At 65.0% G+C, this 17,532-nt stretch carries 15 protein-coding genes; 14 read left to right on the top strand and 1 reads right to left on the bottom strand.

Annotation, left to right across the window (positions count from 1 at the left end):
• Positions 1-730: amidohydrolase family protein (locus K678_RS14340; protein WP_039853340.1), on the top strand; the 730-nt coding region annotated here is incomplete at its 5' end.
• A gap of 9 nt (positions 731-739) precedes the next feature.
• On the opposite strand, the gene apbC is transcribed toward K678_RS14340, so the two are convergent.
• On the bottom strand, positions 740-1,789 hold the full coding sequence (apbC, locus tag K678_RS14335) for an iron-sulfur cluster carrier protein ApbC (RefSeq protein WP_021133190.1): 1,050 nt from the start codon (positions 1,787-1,789) through the stop codon (positions 740-742).
• Positions 1,790-2,030: 241 nt separating this feature from the next.
• On the opposite strand from apbC, the gene hflK reads away from it, so the two are divergent.
• The 13 genes from hflK to K678_RS14280 all read left to right on the top strand — a co-directional run.
• The gene (hflK, locus tag K678_RS14330) at positions 2,031-3,164 is read left to right on the top strand and encodes an FtsH protease activity modulator HflK (protein WP_021133189.1); all 1,134 of its coding nucleotides are present in this window, start codon (positions 2,031-2,033) and stop codon (positions 3,162-3,164) included.
• Positions 3,161-4,036 carry a protease modulator HflC gene (gene hflC, locus K678_RS14325; RefSeq protein WP_021133188.1) on the top strand — a complete coding sequence of 292 codons (876 nt, stop codon included), beginning with the start codon at positions 3,161-3,163 and terminating at the stop codon, positions 4,034-4,036. The genes hflK and hflC overlap by 4 nt, the downstream gene beginning before the upstream one ends.
• Before the next feature lie 42 nt (positions 4,037-4,078).
• Positions 4,079-5,632, top strand: coding sequence for a DegQ family serine endoprotease (locus tag K678_RS14320; protein WP_021133187.1), 1,554 nt, complete (start codon positions 4,079-4,081; stop codon positions 5,630-5,632).
• A gap of 190 nt (positions 5,633-5,822) precedes the next feature.
• Complete coding sequence (locus K678_RS14315; protein ID WP_021133186.1) at positions 5,823-7,334, top strand: acyl-CoA dehydrogenase family protein; 1,512 nt, start codon at positions 5,823-5,825, stop codon at positions 7,332-7,334.
• Between the two features lie 24 nt (positions 7,335-7,358).
• Positions 7,359-7,610: an acyl-CoA dehydrogenase C-terminal domain-containing protein gene (locus tag K678_RS20025; protein WP_331270961.1), complete on the top strand. Its 252-nt coding sequence runs from the start codon at positions 7,359-7,361 to the stop codon at positions 7,608-7,610.
• A 76-nt stretch (positions 7,611-7,686) separates the two neighbouring features.
• Positions 7,687-8,808: an LPS export ABC transporter permease LptF gene (gene lptF, locus K678_RS14310; protein WP_021133184.1), complete on the top strand. Its 1,122-nt coding sequence runs from the start codon at positions 7,687-7,689 to the stop codon at positions 8,806-8,808.
• Positions 8,809-8,825: 17 nt separating this feature from the next.
• On the top strand, positions 8,826-11,531 hold the full coding sequence (locus tag K678_RS14305) for an LPS-assembly protein LptD (protein WP_231376270.1): 2,706 nt from the start codon (positions 8,826-8,828) through the stop codon (positions 11,529-11,531).
• Positions 11,531-12,832 (top strand): peptidylprolyl isomerase, encoded by a 1,302-nt coding sequence (locus K678_RS14300; protein WP_331270960.1) that lies wholly within the window; start codon positions 11,531-11,533, stop codon positions 12,830-12,832. The genes K678_RS14305 and K678_RS14300 overlap by 1 nt, the downstream gene beginning before the upstream one ends.
• Positions 12,833-12,836: 4 nt before the next feature.
• Positions 12,837-13,853: a 4-hydroxythreonine-4-phosphate dehydrogenase PdxA gene (gene pdxA, locus K678_RS14295; RefSeq protein ID WP_021133181.1), complete on the top strand. Its 1,017-nt coding sequence runs from the start codon at positions 12,837-12,839 to the stop codon at positions 13,851-13,853.
• A complete protein-coding gene (gene rsmA / locus K678_RS14290; protein ID WP_021133180.1) occupies positions 13,846-14,688 on the top strand; it encodes a 16S rRNA (adenine(1518)-N(6)/adenine(1519)-N(6))-dimethyltransferase RsmA in 843 nt (280 codons plus the stop codon). Before pdxA ends, rsmA begins: the two co-directional genes overlap by 8 nt.
• A gap of 32 nt (positions 14,689-14,720) precedes the next feature.
• Entirely contained in the window at positions 14,721-15,851 is a 1,131-nt protein-coding gene (locus K678_RS17945; protein WP_021133179.1) for a hypothetical protein, read from the top strand.
• The gene (locus tag K678_RS18340; protein WP_021133178.1) at positions 15,848-16,036 is read left to right on the top strand and encodes a hypothetical protein; all 189 of its coding nucleotides are present in this window, start codon (positions 15,848-15,850) and stop codon (positions 16,034-16,036) included. The genes K678_RS17945 and K678_RS18340 overlap by 4 nt, the downstream gene beginning before the upstream one ends.
• A gap of 94 nt (positions 16,037-16,130) precedes the next feature.
• Positions 16,131-17,532 (top strand): methyl-accepting chemotaxis protein (locus K678_RS14280; protein WP_021133177.1); only part of this gene is annotated, 1,402 nt, incomplete at its 3' end.

Genomic DNA, 17,532 nt, shown 5'->3' with positions numbered 1-17,532 from the left:
CCTGCCTCCCGACATCGAACAGGCGATCGCCGAGGCCACCAATCGCGGACTGGCGCGGTTGACCGCGCAATCGGGCGGACGCTTTGGCGGTCTCGCCACCCTGCCCAGCGGTGCCCCCACCCTGGCGGCGCGGATGCTGGAACAGGCTGTCGATGAATACGGGCTGGAGGGCGGCGTGCTGCCCGCCGACGCCTTCGCCGACGAGGCCCTTGCCAGCACCCTGGCTCCGGTCCTGGCTGTCGCCAACCGGCTCGGGACCCAGATCTTCGTTCATCCCGGCCCCCTGTCGGGCAGCCCGATGCCGGCTGGCGGCGACGATCCCCTGACGATGATCCGCCGCCGTGCCGTCGGCTTCCAGGATACGCTGACCCAGGCGGCGATCACCCTGGAGTATAGCGACCTGCTCGCCCCCTATCCCGACATCAAGGTTCGGGTTGCCAATCTGGGCGGCACCCTGGCCCTGCTGGCGGAACGGATCGCCATGACCGCCGACCGGATGGGGCTGCCCCCCGCCTGGGCCGACGGGCGGCCTCGCCGCATCCTGGTCGATACCGCTTCGTTTGGCGCAGACGGGATCGCCCTGGCGGCCAAGACGCTGGGGGCCGACCGGATCGTCTATGGCAGCGATTCGCCAGCGCTCGCCCTTGCCCCCGGTCTCGACGGATTGCGCGCCGCCGCCCTCTCCGAAACCGAACGCAGCGCGATTCTCAGCGGGCAGGCGCTGGCCTGACGCCGAATTCTAGGCGCTAACCGTCGCCCAGACCTTTTCGGCAATGGCGCGATAGGCGCGGGCGTGAGGGCCGTCGGGACTGGCCAGCACGATCGGCTGGCCGGCATCGCCGCCCTGGCGGATCGCGATATCGAGCGGCAATTGGCCGAGGAAATCGACGCCAAACCGCTCGGCTTCGGCCTTGGCCCCGCCATGGCCGAACAGATGGGCCTCGTCGCCGCATTTCGGGCAGACGTAATAGCTCATATTCTCGACGATCCCCAGAACCGGCACGCCCACCTTGCGGAACATCGACAGCCCCTTGGCGGCATCGATCAAGGCGATGTCCTGGGGGGTCGAAACGATCACCGCCCCGGCCAGCGCCACCCGCTGGGTGATCGTCAATTGGGTGTCGCCGGTGCCGGGCGGCATGTCGATCACCATCACGTCGAGCGGTCCCCAGGCGACGTCGCGCATCAATTGTTCCAGCGCCCCGGCCACCATCGGCCCGCGCCACACCACCGGCGAATCCTCGGGCACCAGAAAGCCGATCGACATGCATTCCAGCCCGAAGCGGCGGATCGGCTGCATGATCTTGCCGTCGGGGCTATCCGGCTTAGTGTCGATCCCCAGCATCCGCGGCAGCGAGGGGCCGAACACATCGGCGTCGAACAGACCGACAGACAGACCCATCGCGGCAAAACTAAGCGCCAGATTGACCGCAGTGGTTGATTTGCCAACACCGCCCTTGCCCGAAGCGACCGCGATCACGGCACGAACCCCCGACAACAGCTTGGCCGGAGCGGCGGGAGGAGCCGACGCGGCGGGCTGACGCTCGGCGGTCAGCACCGCCGCAACCGAAACAACACCCGGCACCGCACGAACCGCAGCCTCGGCGGCGGCGCGAAGCGGCTCGAACGCCTGGGCCTGCTCGGGGGTAACGGTCAGGGCAAACGTGACCCGGCCATCGCGCACCGCAAGACCGGCAACCCGACCGCGCGCGACGATGTCACCGCCACCGTCCGGATCGGCAAGAGACGATAAAACCTGGATAATTTTCTGTTCGGTAAGTTCGGCCATGGATCCCCCGGCAGACCTGACGCCCGACGGGCGGGCAGACAAAAGCGGGAGCTCAGGGCTCCCTTGGTGCAGATATGGCACCCGCCGGACCCTTTGCAAAGCCCCCGTCGCCGGGGATAAGGGAGAACCGCAAGGGGAAAAAAGCGTACCGCCTCGCGTTGCGCCGGAGGCAAAGGTCCCCTATCTTCCGAAGGCGGAACCGGTTTTCCGCAAGGCAGGGACAGCGACAAGGGGACAATTAATGGCTTGGAATCCGCGCGGCGGCGATGGCGGCCCTTGGGGCGGCGGCGGCGGAAATGGAGGCGGCGGCCCTTGGGGGCGTCCGGGTGGTCCCGCTGGCGGTGGCCCCGGCCCCGATATCGAGGATTTCATCCGACGCGGCCAGGAAATGCTGCGCCGGGCGATGCCGGGCAATAATTTCGGCGGTCGCGGCGTCATTGCTCTCGCGGTTGCGGCGGCGATTGCCGCCTGGGGTGCCACCGGCATCTACAAGGTCAGCCCCGACGAACAAGGCGTGGTGCTGCGCTTCGGCAAGTGGGTCGATACCACCGAGCCGGGGCTGCATTACCGTCTGCCCTACCCGATCGAAGCGGTTCTGCTGCCCAAGGTGACCAAGGTCAACCAGTTGCAGCTGGGCTATCGCTCGGGCGGCGAAACCCGGATCGAGCGCAATGCGATTGCCCGCAACGTGCCCGAGGAAAGCCGGATGCTGACCGGCGACGAGAATATCGTCGAGGCCGACGCGGCGGTGTTCTGGCGGATCAAGGATGCGGGCAAGTTCCTGTTCAACGTTCGCGACCCCGAAAACACCGTCAAGGTAGCGGCGGAAAGCAGCCTGCGCGAAGTGATCGGCCGCAATCCGATCCAGGCCGCCCTGTCGGACAAGCGCGAACTGATCGCGATCCAGGCCCAGGAAGAATTGCAGCGTCTGCTCGACGCCTATGGCGCCGGGATTCACATCCAGCAGGTCCAGTTGCAGAAGGTCGATCCGCCCGGCGCGGTCATCGACGCCTTCAACGATGTCCAGCGCGCCCGCGCCGACCAGGAGCGCGCCCGTAACGAGGCCGAAGCCTATCGCAACGACATCATTCCCCGCGCCCGAGGCGAGGCGGAACGGCTGGTCCAGGAATCCCAGGCCTACCGCGAACAGGTGGTCAATCTGGCCCAGGGTGACGCAAAGCGCTTCCTGTCGGTCTTAAGCGCCTACAAGCAGGCCGAGGATGTCACCGCCCGTCGCCTCTACATCGAAACGATGGAAGAAGTGGTGAAGAAATCGAACCGGATCATTATTGACCCGTCGTCGAAAGGATCGCAGGGGGTTCTGCCCTACCTGCCGCTGCCTGAACTCAAGAAGACCGCCGGAGGCGCGAAATGAACCGGGCTCTGCCGATCGCCCTCGTCGCCGGGATTTTTGTCCTGATCCTGGCCGCGTCCTCGCTGTTCGTCGTCAATCAGGCCGAGCAGGCCCTGGTGCTGCGTCTGGGCGCTCACCGCGCCACGATCAAGGATCCCGGCCTGCACATCAAAATTCCGTTCATCGAAGACGTCGTGCGTTACGACAATCGCCTGCTGGCGCTTGATCCGCCCGACGAACAGATCATCCTGGGCGACCAGAAGCGTATCGTCGTCGATACCTTCACCCGCTTCCGCATTGCCGACCCGCTGAAGTTCTATCAGTCGGTCCGCACCGAGACCCAGGCTCGCGCTCAGCTGGCCCAGATCGTCTCGTCGGCGATGCGCCGGGTGATGGGTCAGGTGATGTTGCAATCGCTGCTGTCGGACGAACGCGCCAACATCATGAACCAGATCCAGCATGAAGTCGCCGAACGGGCCGACCAGGAACTGGGGCTTCAGATCGTCGACGTCCGTCTGCGTCGCGCCGATCTGCCGGAAGAGACCAGCCAGTCGATCTATGACCGCATGAAGTCGGAACGCGAGCGTCAGGCCAAGGAAGCCCGCGCTCAAGGCTACGAATGGGGTCAGCAGATTCGCGCCCGCGCCGACCGCGAGCGGACCGTTCTTCTCGCCGAAGCGCAGCGTCAGGCCCAGATCGAACGCGGCCAGGGCGACGCGGAAGCCAACCGCATCTTCGCCGAGGCGTTCAGCAAGGACCCGCAATTCTTCGCCCTCTATCGGTCGCTTCAGGCGTACCGCGAGGCCCTTGCCGACGGCAACACCACCCTGGTTCTGTCGCCCGACAACGAATTTCTGCGGGTCATGAACAGCGGACCCGGCGGCCGGCGCTAAGACCGGCTGGCCGATCCAGTCTCAACAGGAGGGTTTCGATCGGTGTTCGTCCATAAGAAACACGATCTGGCGGGCGGCGAAATCGCCTCCGCCGGAGCCCCGCCGCTGTCATTGATGGCGGCGGTTTTCGGGCTGTTCGTTCTGCTGATCCCCATCACGGCGCCAGCGGAAGCGGCCCCGGAGAGCTTTGCCAATCTGGCGGAAAAGCTGTTGCCCAGCGTGGTCAACATCTCGACCACCCAGACGGTTCGCAACCCTCATGGCGGCATGGAAATGCCGCAATTCCCGCCCGGTTCGCCGCTCGAGGAATTTTTCCGCGACTTCATGGAGCGGCAACAGGGCGGCGGCCAGGGCGGTCAGGCCGATGCGCCGCCGCGCCGGGCCAACTCGCTCGGCTCGGGCTTCATCATTGATCCGGCCGGGTACATCGTCACCAACAACCACGTCATCGCCGACGCCGACGAGATCAGCGTCAAGCTGCATGACGACAGCGTGTTTCAGGCCACCGTGGTCGGCCGTGACCCCAAGGTCGATCTGGCCTTGCTGAAAATCGACCCCGGTAAAAAGGTGCTGACTGCCGCCACCTTCGGCAATTCCGACGATGCCCGCGTTGGTGATTGGGTGCTGGCGATCGGCAATCCGTTCGGCTTTGGCGGCACGGTGACCGCCGGGATCGTCTCGGCCCGCGCCCGCGACATCAATGCCGGACCCTATGACGATTTCATCCAGACCGACGCTCCGATCAACCGGGGCAATTCGGGCGGCCCGATGTTCAACATGAAGGGCGAGGTGATCGGCATCAATTCGGCGATCATTTCGCCGTCGGGTGGCTCGATCGGGATCGGCTTTGCCATTCCGTCATCGCTGGCGATGCCGGTGATCGACGATCTGCGCAAGTCCGGCAAGGTCCGCCGCGGCTGGCTGGGCGTGCGGATTCAGTCGCTTGATGCCGACATGGCCGAAACGATGGGCTTGCCCGACTCGCACGGGGCTCTAATCGCCTCGATCGATACCAACGGACCGGGCCAGAAGGCCGGGCTGAAGAATGGCGACGTCGTGCTGCGCTTCGACGGCAAGGACATCACCGAGATGCGCCGCCTGCCCCGCCATGTCGCCAGCACCCCGATCGGCAAGAAGGTCGAGATCGTGGTCTGGCGCGACGGCAAGAAGCTGACCCTGAACGGCACCGTCGGCGAAATGCCCGAGGATCCGGCCGAAAAGCTGGCCCGGACCAAGGGCGAAAACCAGAAGCCGTCTCAGCCCAAGGAAGGCTCTCAGGTCATCACCGGCACCGGCTTGACGGTCTCGCTGCTGACGCCGGGCTTACGCGAACGGTTCGGGCTGGATGAAGAGTCTAACGGGATCGTCGTCACCGACGTTCGTGGCGACAGCCTTGCCTCGGAAAAGGGGCTGCGTCCCGGCGACCTGATCATCGAGGCCGACCACAAGCCGGTTCGGGTTCCGCAGGATCTGGCCAAGGCGGTCGAGGACGGACGCAAGGCGGGTAGCCGCTCGCTGCTGCTCCGGGTCGAGAACCCGCAGCAATTGCGCTATGTCGCCCTGCCCTTGGCCGAGGCCAAGAGTGGGCGGAAATAGACCGTTCGGTCTCTAGAACGGTGACGAAGGATGCGAAGGGGGGCTGAGTGATTTCCGCCCCCCTTTTCCATGTCCGTCCTCTGTCTTATCCCGGCTGGCACATACGCCTATTCCGATCTCGCACTTGACGGCGCAGCCTCTTTTACGACCAATCTTATCGTAATGAAAAACCGATAGCAGGAAGACCTTCATGCCCACCTTCACCCCGCCGGTTCGCGACATGGCCTTCGTCATCGAAGAGATCGGCGCGCTGGACCGCATTTCCACCCTGCCCGGCTATGAAGAAGCGACTCCCGATCTGGTCAGCGCCGTTCTTGAGGAAGCGGGCCGGTTCGGAGCTGGCGTGCTGGCCCCCTTGAACCCGGTCGGCGACCGCGAGGGATGCGTGCTGGAGGGCGACAAGGTCCGTCTGCCCACCGGCTTCGCCGATGCCTATCGCCGCTTCGTCGAGGTCGGCTGGAACGCAGTGCCGTTCGACCCCGATTTCGGCGGCCAGGGCTTGCCGTGGCTGGTGGCAACGGCGGTGCAGGAAATCTGGCACGCCGCCAACATGTCGTTCGGGCTGATCCCGATGCTGACCCAGGGCGCGGTTGAGTTGCTTTCGGCCCACGGCACCGCCGATCAGAAAGCGCTGTATCTTGAACAATTGGTCAGCGGGGCCTGGACCGGCACGATGAACCTGACCGAACCCGGCGCGGGATCGGATGTCGGGGCGTTGCGCACCCGTGCCGTGCGCGACGGCGACCATTACCGCATCACCGGCCAGAAGATTTTCATCACGGCGGGCGAACACGACGCCGCCGAGAACATCATCCATCTGGTGCTGGCCCGCCTGCCCGACGCGCCTGCCGGGGCCAAGGGAATTTCGCTGTTCGTGGTGCCGAAATTCCTGGTCAATCCCGACGGCAGCCTGGGCAAGCGCAATGACGTGTCCTGCATCAAGCTCGAACACAAGATGGGCATCCATGGCAGCCCGACCTGCGTGATGGCGTTTGGCGAGGACGAAGGCGCGATCGGCACCCTGGTCGGCCGGGAAAACCAGGGACTGGCCCTGATGTTCACGATGATGAACAACGCCCGCCTTGCCGTCGGACTGCAAGGTGTCGCGATCGCCGAGCGCGCCGCCCAGAAGGCGATCGCTTATGCCCGCGAGCGGGTTCAGGGAATCGGCCCCGGCCGTGACGCTCCCGGCCCGATCATCCACCATCCCGACGTCCGCCGCACGCTGATGACCCAGCGCGCCCTGGTCGAAGCGGGCCGTGCCCTGACCTACTTTACCGCCTCGCGTCTCGACATCGCCCGCCATGCCGCGGACAAGGCCGAACGCGCCGCCGCCCACGCCTTGGCTGATCTGCTGATCCCGGTGGTCAAATCCTGGGGCACCGCCAACGGGGTTCAGGTCGCCGACATGGCGGTCCAGGTGTTCGGCGGGATGGGCTTCGTCGAGGAAACCGGGGTGGCCCAGCATCTGCGCGATGCCCGGATCGCCCCGATTTACGAAGGCACCAACGGTATCCAGGCGCTTGACCTGATCGGTCGCAAACTGATCCGCGATCAGGGCGAGGCGATGGGGGGCCTTCTCGCCGAAATCCGTCGCACCGAGGCCGATCTGGCGGAGAGCGGCGGCGAGGGACTGGAGCGGCTGCGGCTGGAACTGGCGGCGGCCTCGACATTGTGCGCCGAAACGGTCGCCTGGGTGTAGGCTCATCAAAGTGAGGATTCCTGCCTGGCCGGGGCGGTCGCCTCGCCGTTCCTCGAGTTGATCGCCCTGACCACGGGCGGCTGGATGATGGCGCGGATGGCGCTGGCGGCGCAACGGCGGCTGACCGAGGCGGCCTCCGACGATCCGTTCCTGACCGCCAAGATCACCACGGCGCGGTTCTATGCCGACCAGATCCTGCCTCGAACCTCCGGGTTGGCGGCGATCGTCACCGCCGGAGCCGACAGCGTTATGGCCCTTCCGGTTGACGGATTCTAAAGCGGCGCGGCTTTACTGAGGCGCGACGCTCAGTTTCGCTGTTCGACATCGCGGGGGATGTCTATAATCCCCCGCGATGTCGGGAATTACACGCTACGTGCTGCGCCAAATGGTGGTGGGGATGCTATTCGTCTCCATCGCGCTGGCGTGCATCCTCTGGCTGACCCAGTCGTTGCGCTTCATCGAGATGATCGTCAACAAGGGTCTGTCCATCCTCACCTTCCTGAAGCTGACCCTGCTGCTGATGCCGGGCTTCCTGGTGGTGATCGTTCCGGTCTCGCTGTTTGCGGTGGTGCTGTTCACCTATAACCGGCTGATCGCCGACCGCGAACTGGTGGTGCTGCGCGCCGCCGGGCTCAGTCACCTTGCCCTGGCCCGCCCCGCTCTGCTGCTGGCCGGGTTCATCACCGTGCTCAGTTATCTGCTGACCTGTTGGCTGATCCCGCTGACGGTGCGCGATTTCCACGAGATGCAATGGACGATCCGCAACGACATCGGCACCGTGCTGTTGCAGGAAGGGGCCTTCAACAAATTCGGCGATGGGCTGACGATCTATGTCCGCTCCCGCTCGGCGTCGGGCGAATTGTCGGGCATCCTGGTCCACGACACCCGCAATCCGCAACGCGCCATCACGATGATGGCCGAACGCGGCGCTTTGGTGATGACCGAAGCCGGGCCGCGCGTGCTGATGGTCAACGGTAACCGCCAGGAAGTGCCGCCCGGCACCGGGCGATTGTCGCTGCTGCATTTCGACAGCTACACCGTCGATTTCGCCGCCGCTTCGGGGGCAAAGGGCGACCGCTTCCGTGATGCCCGTGAGCGCGATATGGGCGAGTTGCTCGACATTGACGAAAACGAGATTGGGGCCAACGAATATCGCCGCTTCCGGGTCGAACTGCATTCGCGGCTGACCTCACCGCTCTACCCGCTGGGCTTTACCCTGATTGCCGCAGCGGTTCTGCTGACATCGGGCTTTGATCGGCGCGGGCAATTGCGGCCGATCCTGACCGCGATCGCGCTGATGGTCGCGGTTCAGGCGGCGGCGCTGGGGGCAACCAACCTCACCACCGGCAATCTGATCTTCACCCCGGCCATCTATATTGTGGTATTGCTGCCGATCACCCTGGGGTTCTGGGTTCTGATCCGGCCACCCTGGCCGCGTTATCGCCGCCCCGCCCTTGCCGCCAATTCCGCCTGACTCCGGCAGAGACCTTCGTGATCGTTCCGCGCCCCAAACTGCTGTTGACCCTCCTCGCCTCTTCGACGGCGCTGGCTGGTGTTGCCTATGCCGATCCGTCCTCGTCCCAGTCCTATACCGAGGTCGGCTCTTGGGGGCAGGCGTGGGGAGACGACGATCCCATGCCGATGGGGCCGCCCCCGGTTCGCCGGGACGGGACCACCGCGACACCCGCGCCGTTGGCCAGTCCGGCACCGGCACCAGTTGACCACGTCGCGCCGTCGGCAGTGGTATCAGCCCCGGTACCGACGACCGGCGGCGGACTGGCCCAAAGTTCCTATCCCGAAGTTGGATCATGGGGACAGGCGTGGGACGAGGGTGACCCCGCCCCGGCCCCCCGGCGCGCCGCCGCGCCCGAACCGACCCAGGTCCAGCCTCCCGCCCCTGCTCCCGTAGTGGCTGTGGGGATCGCTTCTGCCCCGCCGGTGATCGCCGCTCCGGTGTCTAATCCGGCTCCTGCCGCCGCGATCGCGACCGGCGGATCAGCCGCCGCGCCCACCGTCTCGACGATGCGGCGTCCGCCCCGCATTCTGCCCAGGCCGGTGATCCACGCCGACGAACGCGAGGCCGGGGACAATCCTCCGGTCAATCTCGAAGCCGACCAGATCACCTATGACCGCGAATACGACATCGTTACCGCCCGCGGTCGGGTCGAAGTGATTCAGAGCAACCGCACCATCACCGCCGACAGCCTGACCTATAATCTGAAGCAGGATTTGATGGGGGCGTCGGGTAACGTGGTGCTGACCGAGCCGACCGGCGAAATTACCCACGCCGATTATTTCGAACTGACCGGCGACATGAAAAACGGCGTCGCACGGCGGATTCGGATTCTGCTTTCCGACGATTCGCAGATGTCGGCGAAGACCGCGCAACGCATCGGCGGCGATCGCACCGATCTCGTGGACGCGACCTATACCGCCTGCGAACCCTGTCGGAAGAATCCCGACCGCACCCCGCTGTGGGAAGCCAACGCCAAACGGATCACCCACAACCAGGCCGAAGCGCAGATCGAATATCGCGACGCCTGGATCGAACTGGTCGGCTTGCCGGTGGTTTACACCCCCTATCTGTCGCATCCCGACCCGACCGTGCGGCGCAAATCAGGCTTGCTCGCCCCCAGCTTCAATTCCAATTCCAGCCTGGGCCCGTCGGTGGCTCTGCCCTATTTCTTCGTGATGTCGGACAACGAAGACCTGACGCTGACCCCCCGTTTCATGCTGGAAAAAGCCAAAGGGAACGTCAAGGGCGACGATGTCGGCGACATCCTGTCCAGCGCGATGCAGCAGATGCAATTGTCGGCCGAACATCGCTGGCGCGGCTTCAGCGGCGAATCGCGGACGCGAGCCAGCATCACCACCGACCGCAATACCGGCGATCCGCGCGGCCATATCGAGTCCAAGGGACTGGTCGATCTCGACGAAACCTGGCGCGCGGGATGGCAGGTTCAGTATCAATCCGATCAGAATTACCGGAACCTGTACAAGGTCCGGATGGACAACGACCGCCCCTGGCTGTTGACCTCGCCTTATGTCGAAGGCTTTGGCCGACGCAGCTATTTCGTCGCGGAGACGATGTCGTTCCAGGGCGTCCGGGTAATCGACGATGGCAGCAAATCCACCGTCGTATTGCCTCACGTCGCCCACCATACGGTCAGTCAGCCCGGCTGGGGCGGCAGCTACTGGACCACCGACAGCGATATGCTGGTCTATACCCGCTCGCGCGGGACCGAGGCGCAACGCCTGTCGCAACGGACCGCCTGGACCTTGCCGGTCATCACCCCGGACGGACAGGTCTACACCATCACCACCGGCCTGCGCGGTGACGGGTATAATGCCGATCATCTGGCCAGCGGTGGCAGCGATACCACCGGCCGCGCTCTTCCCGATGCCTCGGTGCAGTGGAGTTATCCGTTCAGCCGCACCAGTTCGTCGATGACCCAGGTGATCGAACCGGTGGGCATGTTGGCGGCCAGCCCGGTCGGCGGCAACAGCGACCGCATCCCCAACGAGGATTCGATCGATTTCGAGTTGGACGAAACCAACGTGCTGCGGCCTAACCGTCTGGTCGGCCTAGACCGGGTCGAAGGCGGGGTGCGCGGCGGCTATGGCCTGCGCTGGACCGCCTACCCCCGCGTTGGCGGAAAAATCGGAGCCCAGGTGGCGCAGGGCTGGCGCCAGCATGCCGACAGCACCTTCAAACCCAATAGCGGGTTTACCGAATCCTTCTCGGACTATCTGGGTCGGCTGGAAATCGTGCCGACCGGCTTGCTGTCGCTTAGCGACCGTGTCCGGGTCGACAAGGATACTCTTCAGCTCAAGCGCAACGAAGCGACCCTTTCGGTCGGGCCGCGTGCGCTGCAAGGGGCGGTTTCTTATGGTTATCTCTCGTCCAACACCACGGATAGCGGGGTCGTCTATGACCGCCGCCAATATGTGACATACAGCCTGACGACGCAGGCCAGCCAATATTGGCATTCATATTTCTCTATCAACGAAGACCTTGAGAAGAACGGCGGCATCCTCAGCGTAACATCCAAGACCGGATATAGCGATGAATGCTTCGCGATCATCCTTGGATTCAACCGCTATTTCAGCACGCAGGACGAGGTTAATTCCGGATACGATGCGATGCTGACCGTCGTATTGAAGACGTTGGGGGAAGCCTCGACCGGTCTGTTCTGATGAACCGACCGTCACGGCAATCGATGTCAAAGGGGATCGAAGGAATGGTGCTTGCTCGTTTCGTCGCCCTGGTCATCGCCGGGCTGATGCTATCGGCGGTGACGCCGACCCAGGCCGAAGAGGTCGACCGCATCGCCGCCGTGGTCAATGACGATATCATTTCGATTCGCGATCTCGATGCACGGGTCAAGCTGGCGCTGGTGGTGTCGAATCTGCCGGATTCGCTCGAAAATCGTCGCCGCCTGCTGCCCCAGGTGATGCGCAAGATGATCGACGAGCACCTTCAGATGCAGGAGGCCAACCGGGTCAAGATCCAGATCTCGTCCGAGGAACTGAACCGCGCCATCGCCTCGATCGAGCGTCAGAACCGGATGAAACCAGGCGGATTGCTGGCCCAATTGAGCAATGCCGGCGTCGACACCGACGCCGTACGCGAACAGATTCGCGCCGATATCGCCTGGATGCGAGTGGTGGGACGCCTGCTCCAGCCCACCGTCCGGGTCGGCGAAGAGGAAATCACCGAACGTCTCGACACCATCCGCCAGCAAATCGGCCGCCCCGAATACATGCTGGCCGAGATTGTTCTGCCGGTCGAGACGCCCACCCAGGAGGAAGAGGCGCGCCGCCTGGGCGAACGCCTGCTTGACCAGATCAAGGCGGGTGCGCCGTTCCAGGCCCTGGCCCGCCAGTTCTCGCAAAGCAGCAGCGCCAGTAATGGCGGCATGCTCGGCTGGATCGGCGAATCCTCGCTGGACGACGATTGGCGCGATCCGGTTGGTCGCCTGGACAAGGGGCAGATCAGCGGGCTGATCCGGGGCAGCGGCGGCTATAGCATCGTCCTGGTCGTTGACCGCCGGATTACCGGGGGCAGTACCGAACCCGACATGATGACCCTGTTCCGTCTCGTCTTCCCCACCCCGACCGGCAAACCGGCACCGCGCGATCAGTTGGTTGCCAAGGCCACCTCGATGACCGCAACGGCAAAGGATTGCGACACGCTGGAAGATTTGTCGAACGAGCTGAACTCGACCAAATCCGGCCGGATCGAGAATGTGCGTCCCGCCGGCCTGCCGCCCGATGTCGCGAAGGCCATCGGGGGACTGCCGCTCGGCCGGGCCAGCGCCCCGATCGAGTCCCCCGACGGTCTTGCCGTTTTCATGATCTGCTCGGGCGGCGGCACGGCGGGGATGCCCAGCCGCAGCCAAGTTCGCCGCCAGATCGAGGACGAACGGGTCGAATTGCTGGCCCGCCGCCATATCCGCGACCTGCGTCGCGCCGCTTTTGTCGATTTCAGGCTGTAAACCGATGACCAATCCTCTTCCTCCTCTCGCTTTGACCATGGGTGAACCGGCTGGTATAGGCGGCGATATCGCCCTGGCCGCCTGGACCCGCCGCGCCGAGGGGATTCCCCCCTTCGTGATGCTGGATTCGCCGGAACGGCTGACCAAGCTGGCGACACGGCTGGGTCTTGCCGTGCCGGTTCGGATCGTCTCCTCGCCCGCCGAGGCGCTGGAGTTGTTCCATCAGGTCCTGCCGGTGCTGCCGGTCGCGCTGCCCCACCCGGTCGAGCCGGGCTTTCCCCATTCGGGCAATGCCGTCGCCGTCGCGGGCGCGATCGAACGGGCGGTCAAGCTGGCCCTGGCCGGAGAGGTCTCTGGCGTCGTCACCAACCCGATTCACAAGAAGGTGATGTATCAGGGCGGCTTCCGCTTCCCCGGTCATACCGAGTTCCTCGCCGCGCTGGCCGCTCCCCAGGGCGGGCGCGAGGTGATGATGCTGACCTGTCCCGGTCTGCGGGTGGTCCCGGTGTCGATTCATATCTCGCTGGCCCAGGCGGTCGCGACGTTGAGCACCGAGGCGATTGTCGCCGTCGCCACCGTGACCGCCCGCGCCCTGACCCGCGATTTTGGGATTACCGCGCCGCGTCTGGCGGTGGCAGGGCTGAACCCCCATGCGGGCGAAGGCGGCACGATGGGGCGCGAGGATATCGACATCGTCGCCCCGGCGGTCGAGCGGCTGCGTCAGGTTGGGATCGATGCGATCGGCCCGTTGCCCGCCGACACCCTGTTCCACGAGCGGGCGAGGCGGGGTTATGACGCCGTGATCTGCATGTATCACGATCAGGCGCTGATCCCGCTGAAGACGATCGGATTCGACCGGGGCGTCAATGTCACTCTGGGCCTGCCGGTGGTCCGCACCTCGCCCGATCACGGCACCGCCTTCGATCTGGCCGGAAGCGGCCGGGCCGGAGCCGACAGCCTGATCGCCGCCCTGAAAAGCGCCGCCGAGATTGCCGCCAACCGCGCCCGTCTGAATGTCTGATCTCCTCCCCCCTCTGCGCGAGGTGATCGCCCGCCACGGGCTCGACGCGCGCAAGTCGCTTGGTCAGCATTTTCTGTTCGATCTCAACCTGACCGGCCGGATCGCCCGGGCAGCGGGCGATCTCTCCGTCGGCACCGTGATCGAGATCGGACCCGGCCCGGGCGGACTGACCCGCGCCCTGCTTGATGCCGGGGCACGTCAGGTGATCGCGATCGAACGCGACGACCGCGCCATTGCGATCCAGGACGAGATTGCCGCCGCCTATCCCGGACGGCTGGAGATCATCGCTGCCGACGCGCTGGAAATCGATGTGGCGAGCCTGGGGGAAACCCCGCGCCGGATCGTCGCCAATCTGCCCTATAACATCTCGACCGTACTGCTGCTGGCTTGGCTGCGCCGGGCCGAGGCGTTCGAGCGGATGATCCTGATGTTCCAGAAAGAGGTGGTCGACCGTCTGGCCGCCGCGCCGGGATCGTCGCATTACGGCCGCCTGTCGGTGATCACCCAGTGGCTGTGCGAGGTCAGGCCGCTGTTCAACGTTGACCGCCGCGCCTTTACCCCGCCGCCCGCGGTGACCTCGACCATCGCCGAGATCGTCCCCCGTCCCGCCCCGCTGGCTCCGGCCCGGTTCGAGACGATGGAGCGGGTCACCGCCGCCGCGTTCGGCCAGCGGCGCAAGATGCTGCGGTCCAGCCTGAAGGCGCTGGGCGATGCCGAGGCGTTGATCGCCGCCGCCGGTCTTGACCCCACCCAGCGGGCCGAGACGGTTCCGGTCGAAGGATTCTGCGCCCTGGCCCGCGCCGTCGAGGCGGCCTCCGGGTCCGATCGGTTGTAGCGTCCGACGTCGCCTTGGCTTAGGCTGGGTCTATGCAGGACAATACCGACCCGCCCCAGAGCGTTCCCGTTGCGACCGAGGAGGAAACGATCCGGCCGCCCGAGGCGTTTGCCGCCCTGCTCGATCAGGTTCTGGCCGGACTGCCCCCCGCCGGAAACGAAGCGGAGCCGAAGCCCGAATCGCTGCCGCCGATCCCTTCGGTTCTCACCGCCGATGATGCCTCGCTCACTGACCGTCGCCACCCCAGCATGTTGGAGCGATTGTTCGGACGGCGCCGGACCGGGCAAGCCGGGCTGTCCGCCGCCGGTCCGGACGACAGCGATGACGAGCGCGCCCCCCGCGACGAGCAAAGCGCCGCGCTGTTGCGTCAGGTCCAGACGATCTGGCGCACGCAGGACGCGCCGACCGCCGCCCCGGCCACGCCCCCATCCGAAACCGAACGAACCGTCGCCGTTGAGCAGCCCGACCGCGACGCGTTGATAGAGCGGATCGCGGCAGCAACCCCGGACGGGATCGGAACCCTCGATCTCCCCGACCGGCAGGATGCATTGGCGGCGCTGCTGGCGGTTCCTGCCAACGATTTCTTCGCGCAGGACCTGCTGAGGGCCTGCTGGCCGCAACGCGGTCACGTTACCAGCCGGGCGGCGCTGGCGGTGGCGCAGACCTTGTCGCACGCGTTCGGCCGCAACGACCGGCTACCGCTGGCATCGGCCCAGGCGTGGCGCCTGCTTGACCCCGTCTTGTTCCGCGATGCCTTGTCAGACCAATTGCAGGCGATTGCCGACCGCATCTTGAACCACCAGAAGCCGAACGCCCCGACCTTGGCCCTGGAGCATGGCGAAACCGACCTGATCGAATATCTGTTCGAGTGTCTGGAGCCGGGCGAGACCCTCGATTTACTTGCCGCGGTGATGACGTTCAAGGGATTGTCGGGCCGCCGCTTTGGGCTGGTGCGGCGCATTCCTGCCCGCGCCCGCCAGCGGATCGCGGCGCTGGACCCGGCCGAACGCTCCGCCGCTCTGCCCGGTCTGTTTCAATCGCGGGTCTTGCTGCTGCGCCTGTCCGATCACGGCAGTTTCCCCCCGCTGGCCGAGGCAGCCTTACGCGCCCTGGGCGAAATCGAGACTTTGATCGAACACGTGGCGGAGGGCGCGCAACAATGAGCGGATGGGGCTGTGTCCACGAAATCCAGGAACGCTGCTCGCGGTTGGGCAACCGTCCCTGCGATCCCGGCATGAAAGGCTGCATCCTGGCGGGGCGGTTCCGCTTTTCCAATCCCGAGAAAAACCGACGTCGCGAACCAACCTCCGAAGAGGCATCGCCCCCGGTTCCCCCTCCCAAGGATTGACGTCCGGCCCGGCAATAGCGTTAAGTCGGTGACCAAATAAGACGCCCACAAGAAGCGTCATAATGAACGACACCAGGAACAGGGAGCAAAGCCGATGGAGTCTCGGACGGAGGCTGGGAGCGACAGTCCGGCAAAAGATGTTTTCGCGGCGCAAATCTTGCGCAAGATCGATTCTCTCAGTCTGGAGGTCGCCGATATCGCGGGGACCATGGACGGCCTGACCCGTTTTGTGACCCATCAGAAAGAATTGTTCGACCATCTGAAGGGCATCGCCCATACCATGGTCGAAACGATTGGCCAGATCGACGCTGCCGGACGCGAGGCCCGCGAGGTCACCGAACGGGCTGGCCGCGAATCCGGCGAGTCCCTCCACACCATCGATCAGGCCTTGAGCGGAGTCAAAAGTCTGGTCGCTTCGGTCCAGGGGATCGAGGAACGGCTGGAGGGGCTGGAAGACGCTCTCGGCAATGTCAGTTCGATGTCCCGCAACATCCAGAAGATCACCCGCCAGACCAACCTGTTGGCGCTGAATGCGACGATCGAGGCGGCGCGGGCCGGTGACGCGGGCAAGGGCTTTGCCGTCGTCGCCAACGAGGTCAAGAGCCTGGCTCGTCAGACCGCCAATGTCACCAGCGGAATCGACGATACGGTGAAGACCCTGTCGGGCTCGGTCACCGATCTGATCGAAAGTTCGACCAGCACATTACGGATGGCGGATTCGGTCGGAACCGGGGTGGGCGTCATCAACCACGCCGTCGCCGTGTTCGGCGAGGCGATCGGCACGGTTGACAACAAAGTCGGTGACATCGCCAATTCCGCTGCCAATTCGCTGACACAATGCAATGTGGTGATCGAGGAGATCGACCGCTTCTTCGAAGGCATCGCGCTGACCAGTGACAGCCTGCGCCGCGCCGATGAGCGGATCGCGTCGTTACTGGGCAATTCCGAGGAATTGATGGGCTTCATCGCCGCCTCGGGCTTTCGCACCGACGACACCCCGTTCATCGAACAGGCTCAATCCACCGCCCGCGCCGTTGCCCAGACCTTCGAAGCGGCGATCGATTCCGGCCGGATCACCCTGGACGATCTGTTCGACGAGGAGTACCGCCCGATCGACGGTACCAATCCGCAACAGGTTCTGACCCGCGTCACCGCTCTGACCGACGAGGTGCTGCCCGCCTTGCAGGAGCCGGTGCTGGCGTTCGATCCGCGCGTTGCTTTTTGCGTCACGATCGATCGCAACGGCTATATCCCGACCCACAATCTCAAGGTGTCCAAGCCCCAGGGGGCGGACCCGGTGTGGAACAACGCCAATTGCCGCAACCGGCGAATGTTCAACGACCGCACCGGCCTTCATGCCGGGCAAAACACCGCCCCCTTCCTGCTCCAGACCTATCGCCGCGACATGGGCGGCGGGACCTTTGTGATGATGAAGGACATTTCGTCCCCCATCTTCGTCAAGGGCCGTCATTGGGGCGGATTGCGGATCGGGTTCC

The organism is Magnetospirillum fulvum MGU-K5, from assembly GCF_000442515.1.
In the GTDB taxonomy this organism is placed as follows: Bacteria; Pseudomonadota; Alphaproteobacteria; order Rhodospirillales; family Magnetospirillaceae; genus Phaeospirillum; species Phaeospirillum fulvum_B.
Note: the sequence above shows the minus strand (reverse complement) of the source record. Positions and strands in the feature narration are given on the sequence as shown.

Coding starts and splice junctions, on each gene's coding strand:
- rsmA (WP_021133180.1), top strand. CDS start 13,846: ATGTCTGATCTCCTCCCCCCTCTGCGCGAGGTGATCGCCCGCCACGGG.
- hflC (WP_021133188.1), top strand. CDS start 3,161: ATGAACCGGGCTCTGCCGATCGCCCTCGTCGCCGGGATTTTTGTCCTG.
- apbC (WP_021133190.1), bottom strand. CDS start 1,789: ATGGCCGAACTTACCGAACAGAAAATTATCCAGGTTTTATCGTCTCTT.
- pdxA (WP_021133181.1), top strand. CDS start 12,837: ATGACCAATCCTCTTCCTCCTCTCGCTTTGACCATGGGTGAACCGGCT.
- K678_RS17945 (WP_021133179.1), top strand. CDS start 14,721: ATGCAGGACAATACCGACCCGCCCCAGAGCGTTCCCGTTGCGACCGAG.
- K678_RS14315 (WP_021133186.1), top strand. CDS start 5,823: ATGCCCACCTTCACCCCGCCGGTTCGCGACATGGCCTTCGTCATCGAA.
- lptF (WP_021133184.1), top strand. CDS start 7,687: ATGTCGGGAATTACACGCTACGTGCTGCGCCAAATGGTGGTGGGGATG.
- hflK (WP_021133189.1), top strand. CDS start 2,031: ATGGCTTGGAATCCGCGCGGCGGCGATGGCGGCCCTTGGGGCGGCGGC.
- K678_RS14300 (WP_331270960.1), top strand. CDS start 11,531: ATGAACCGACCGTCACGGCAATCGATGTCAAAGGGGATCGAAGGAATG.
- K678_RS18340 (WP_021133178.1), top strand. CDS start 15,848: ATGAGCGGATGGGGCTGTGTCCACGAAATCCAGGAACGCTGCTCGCGG.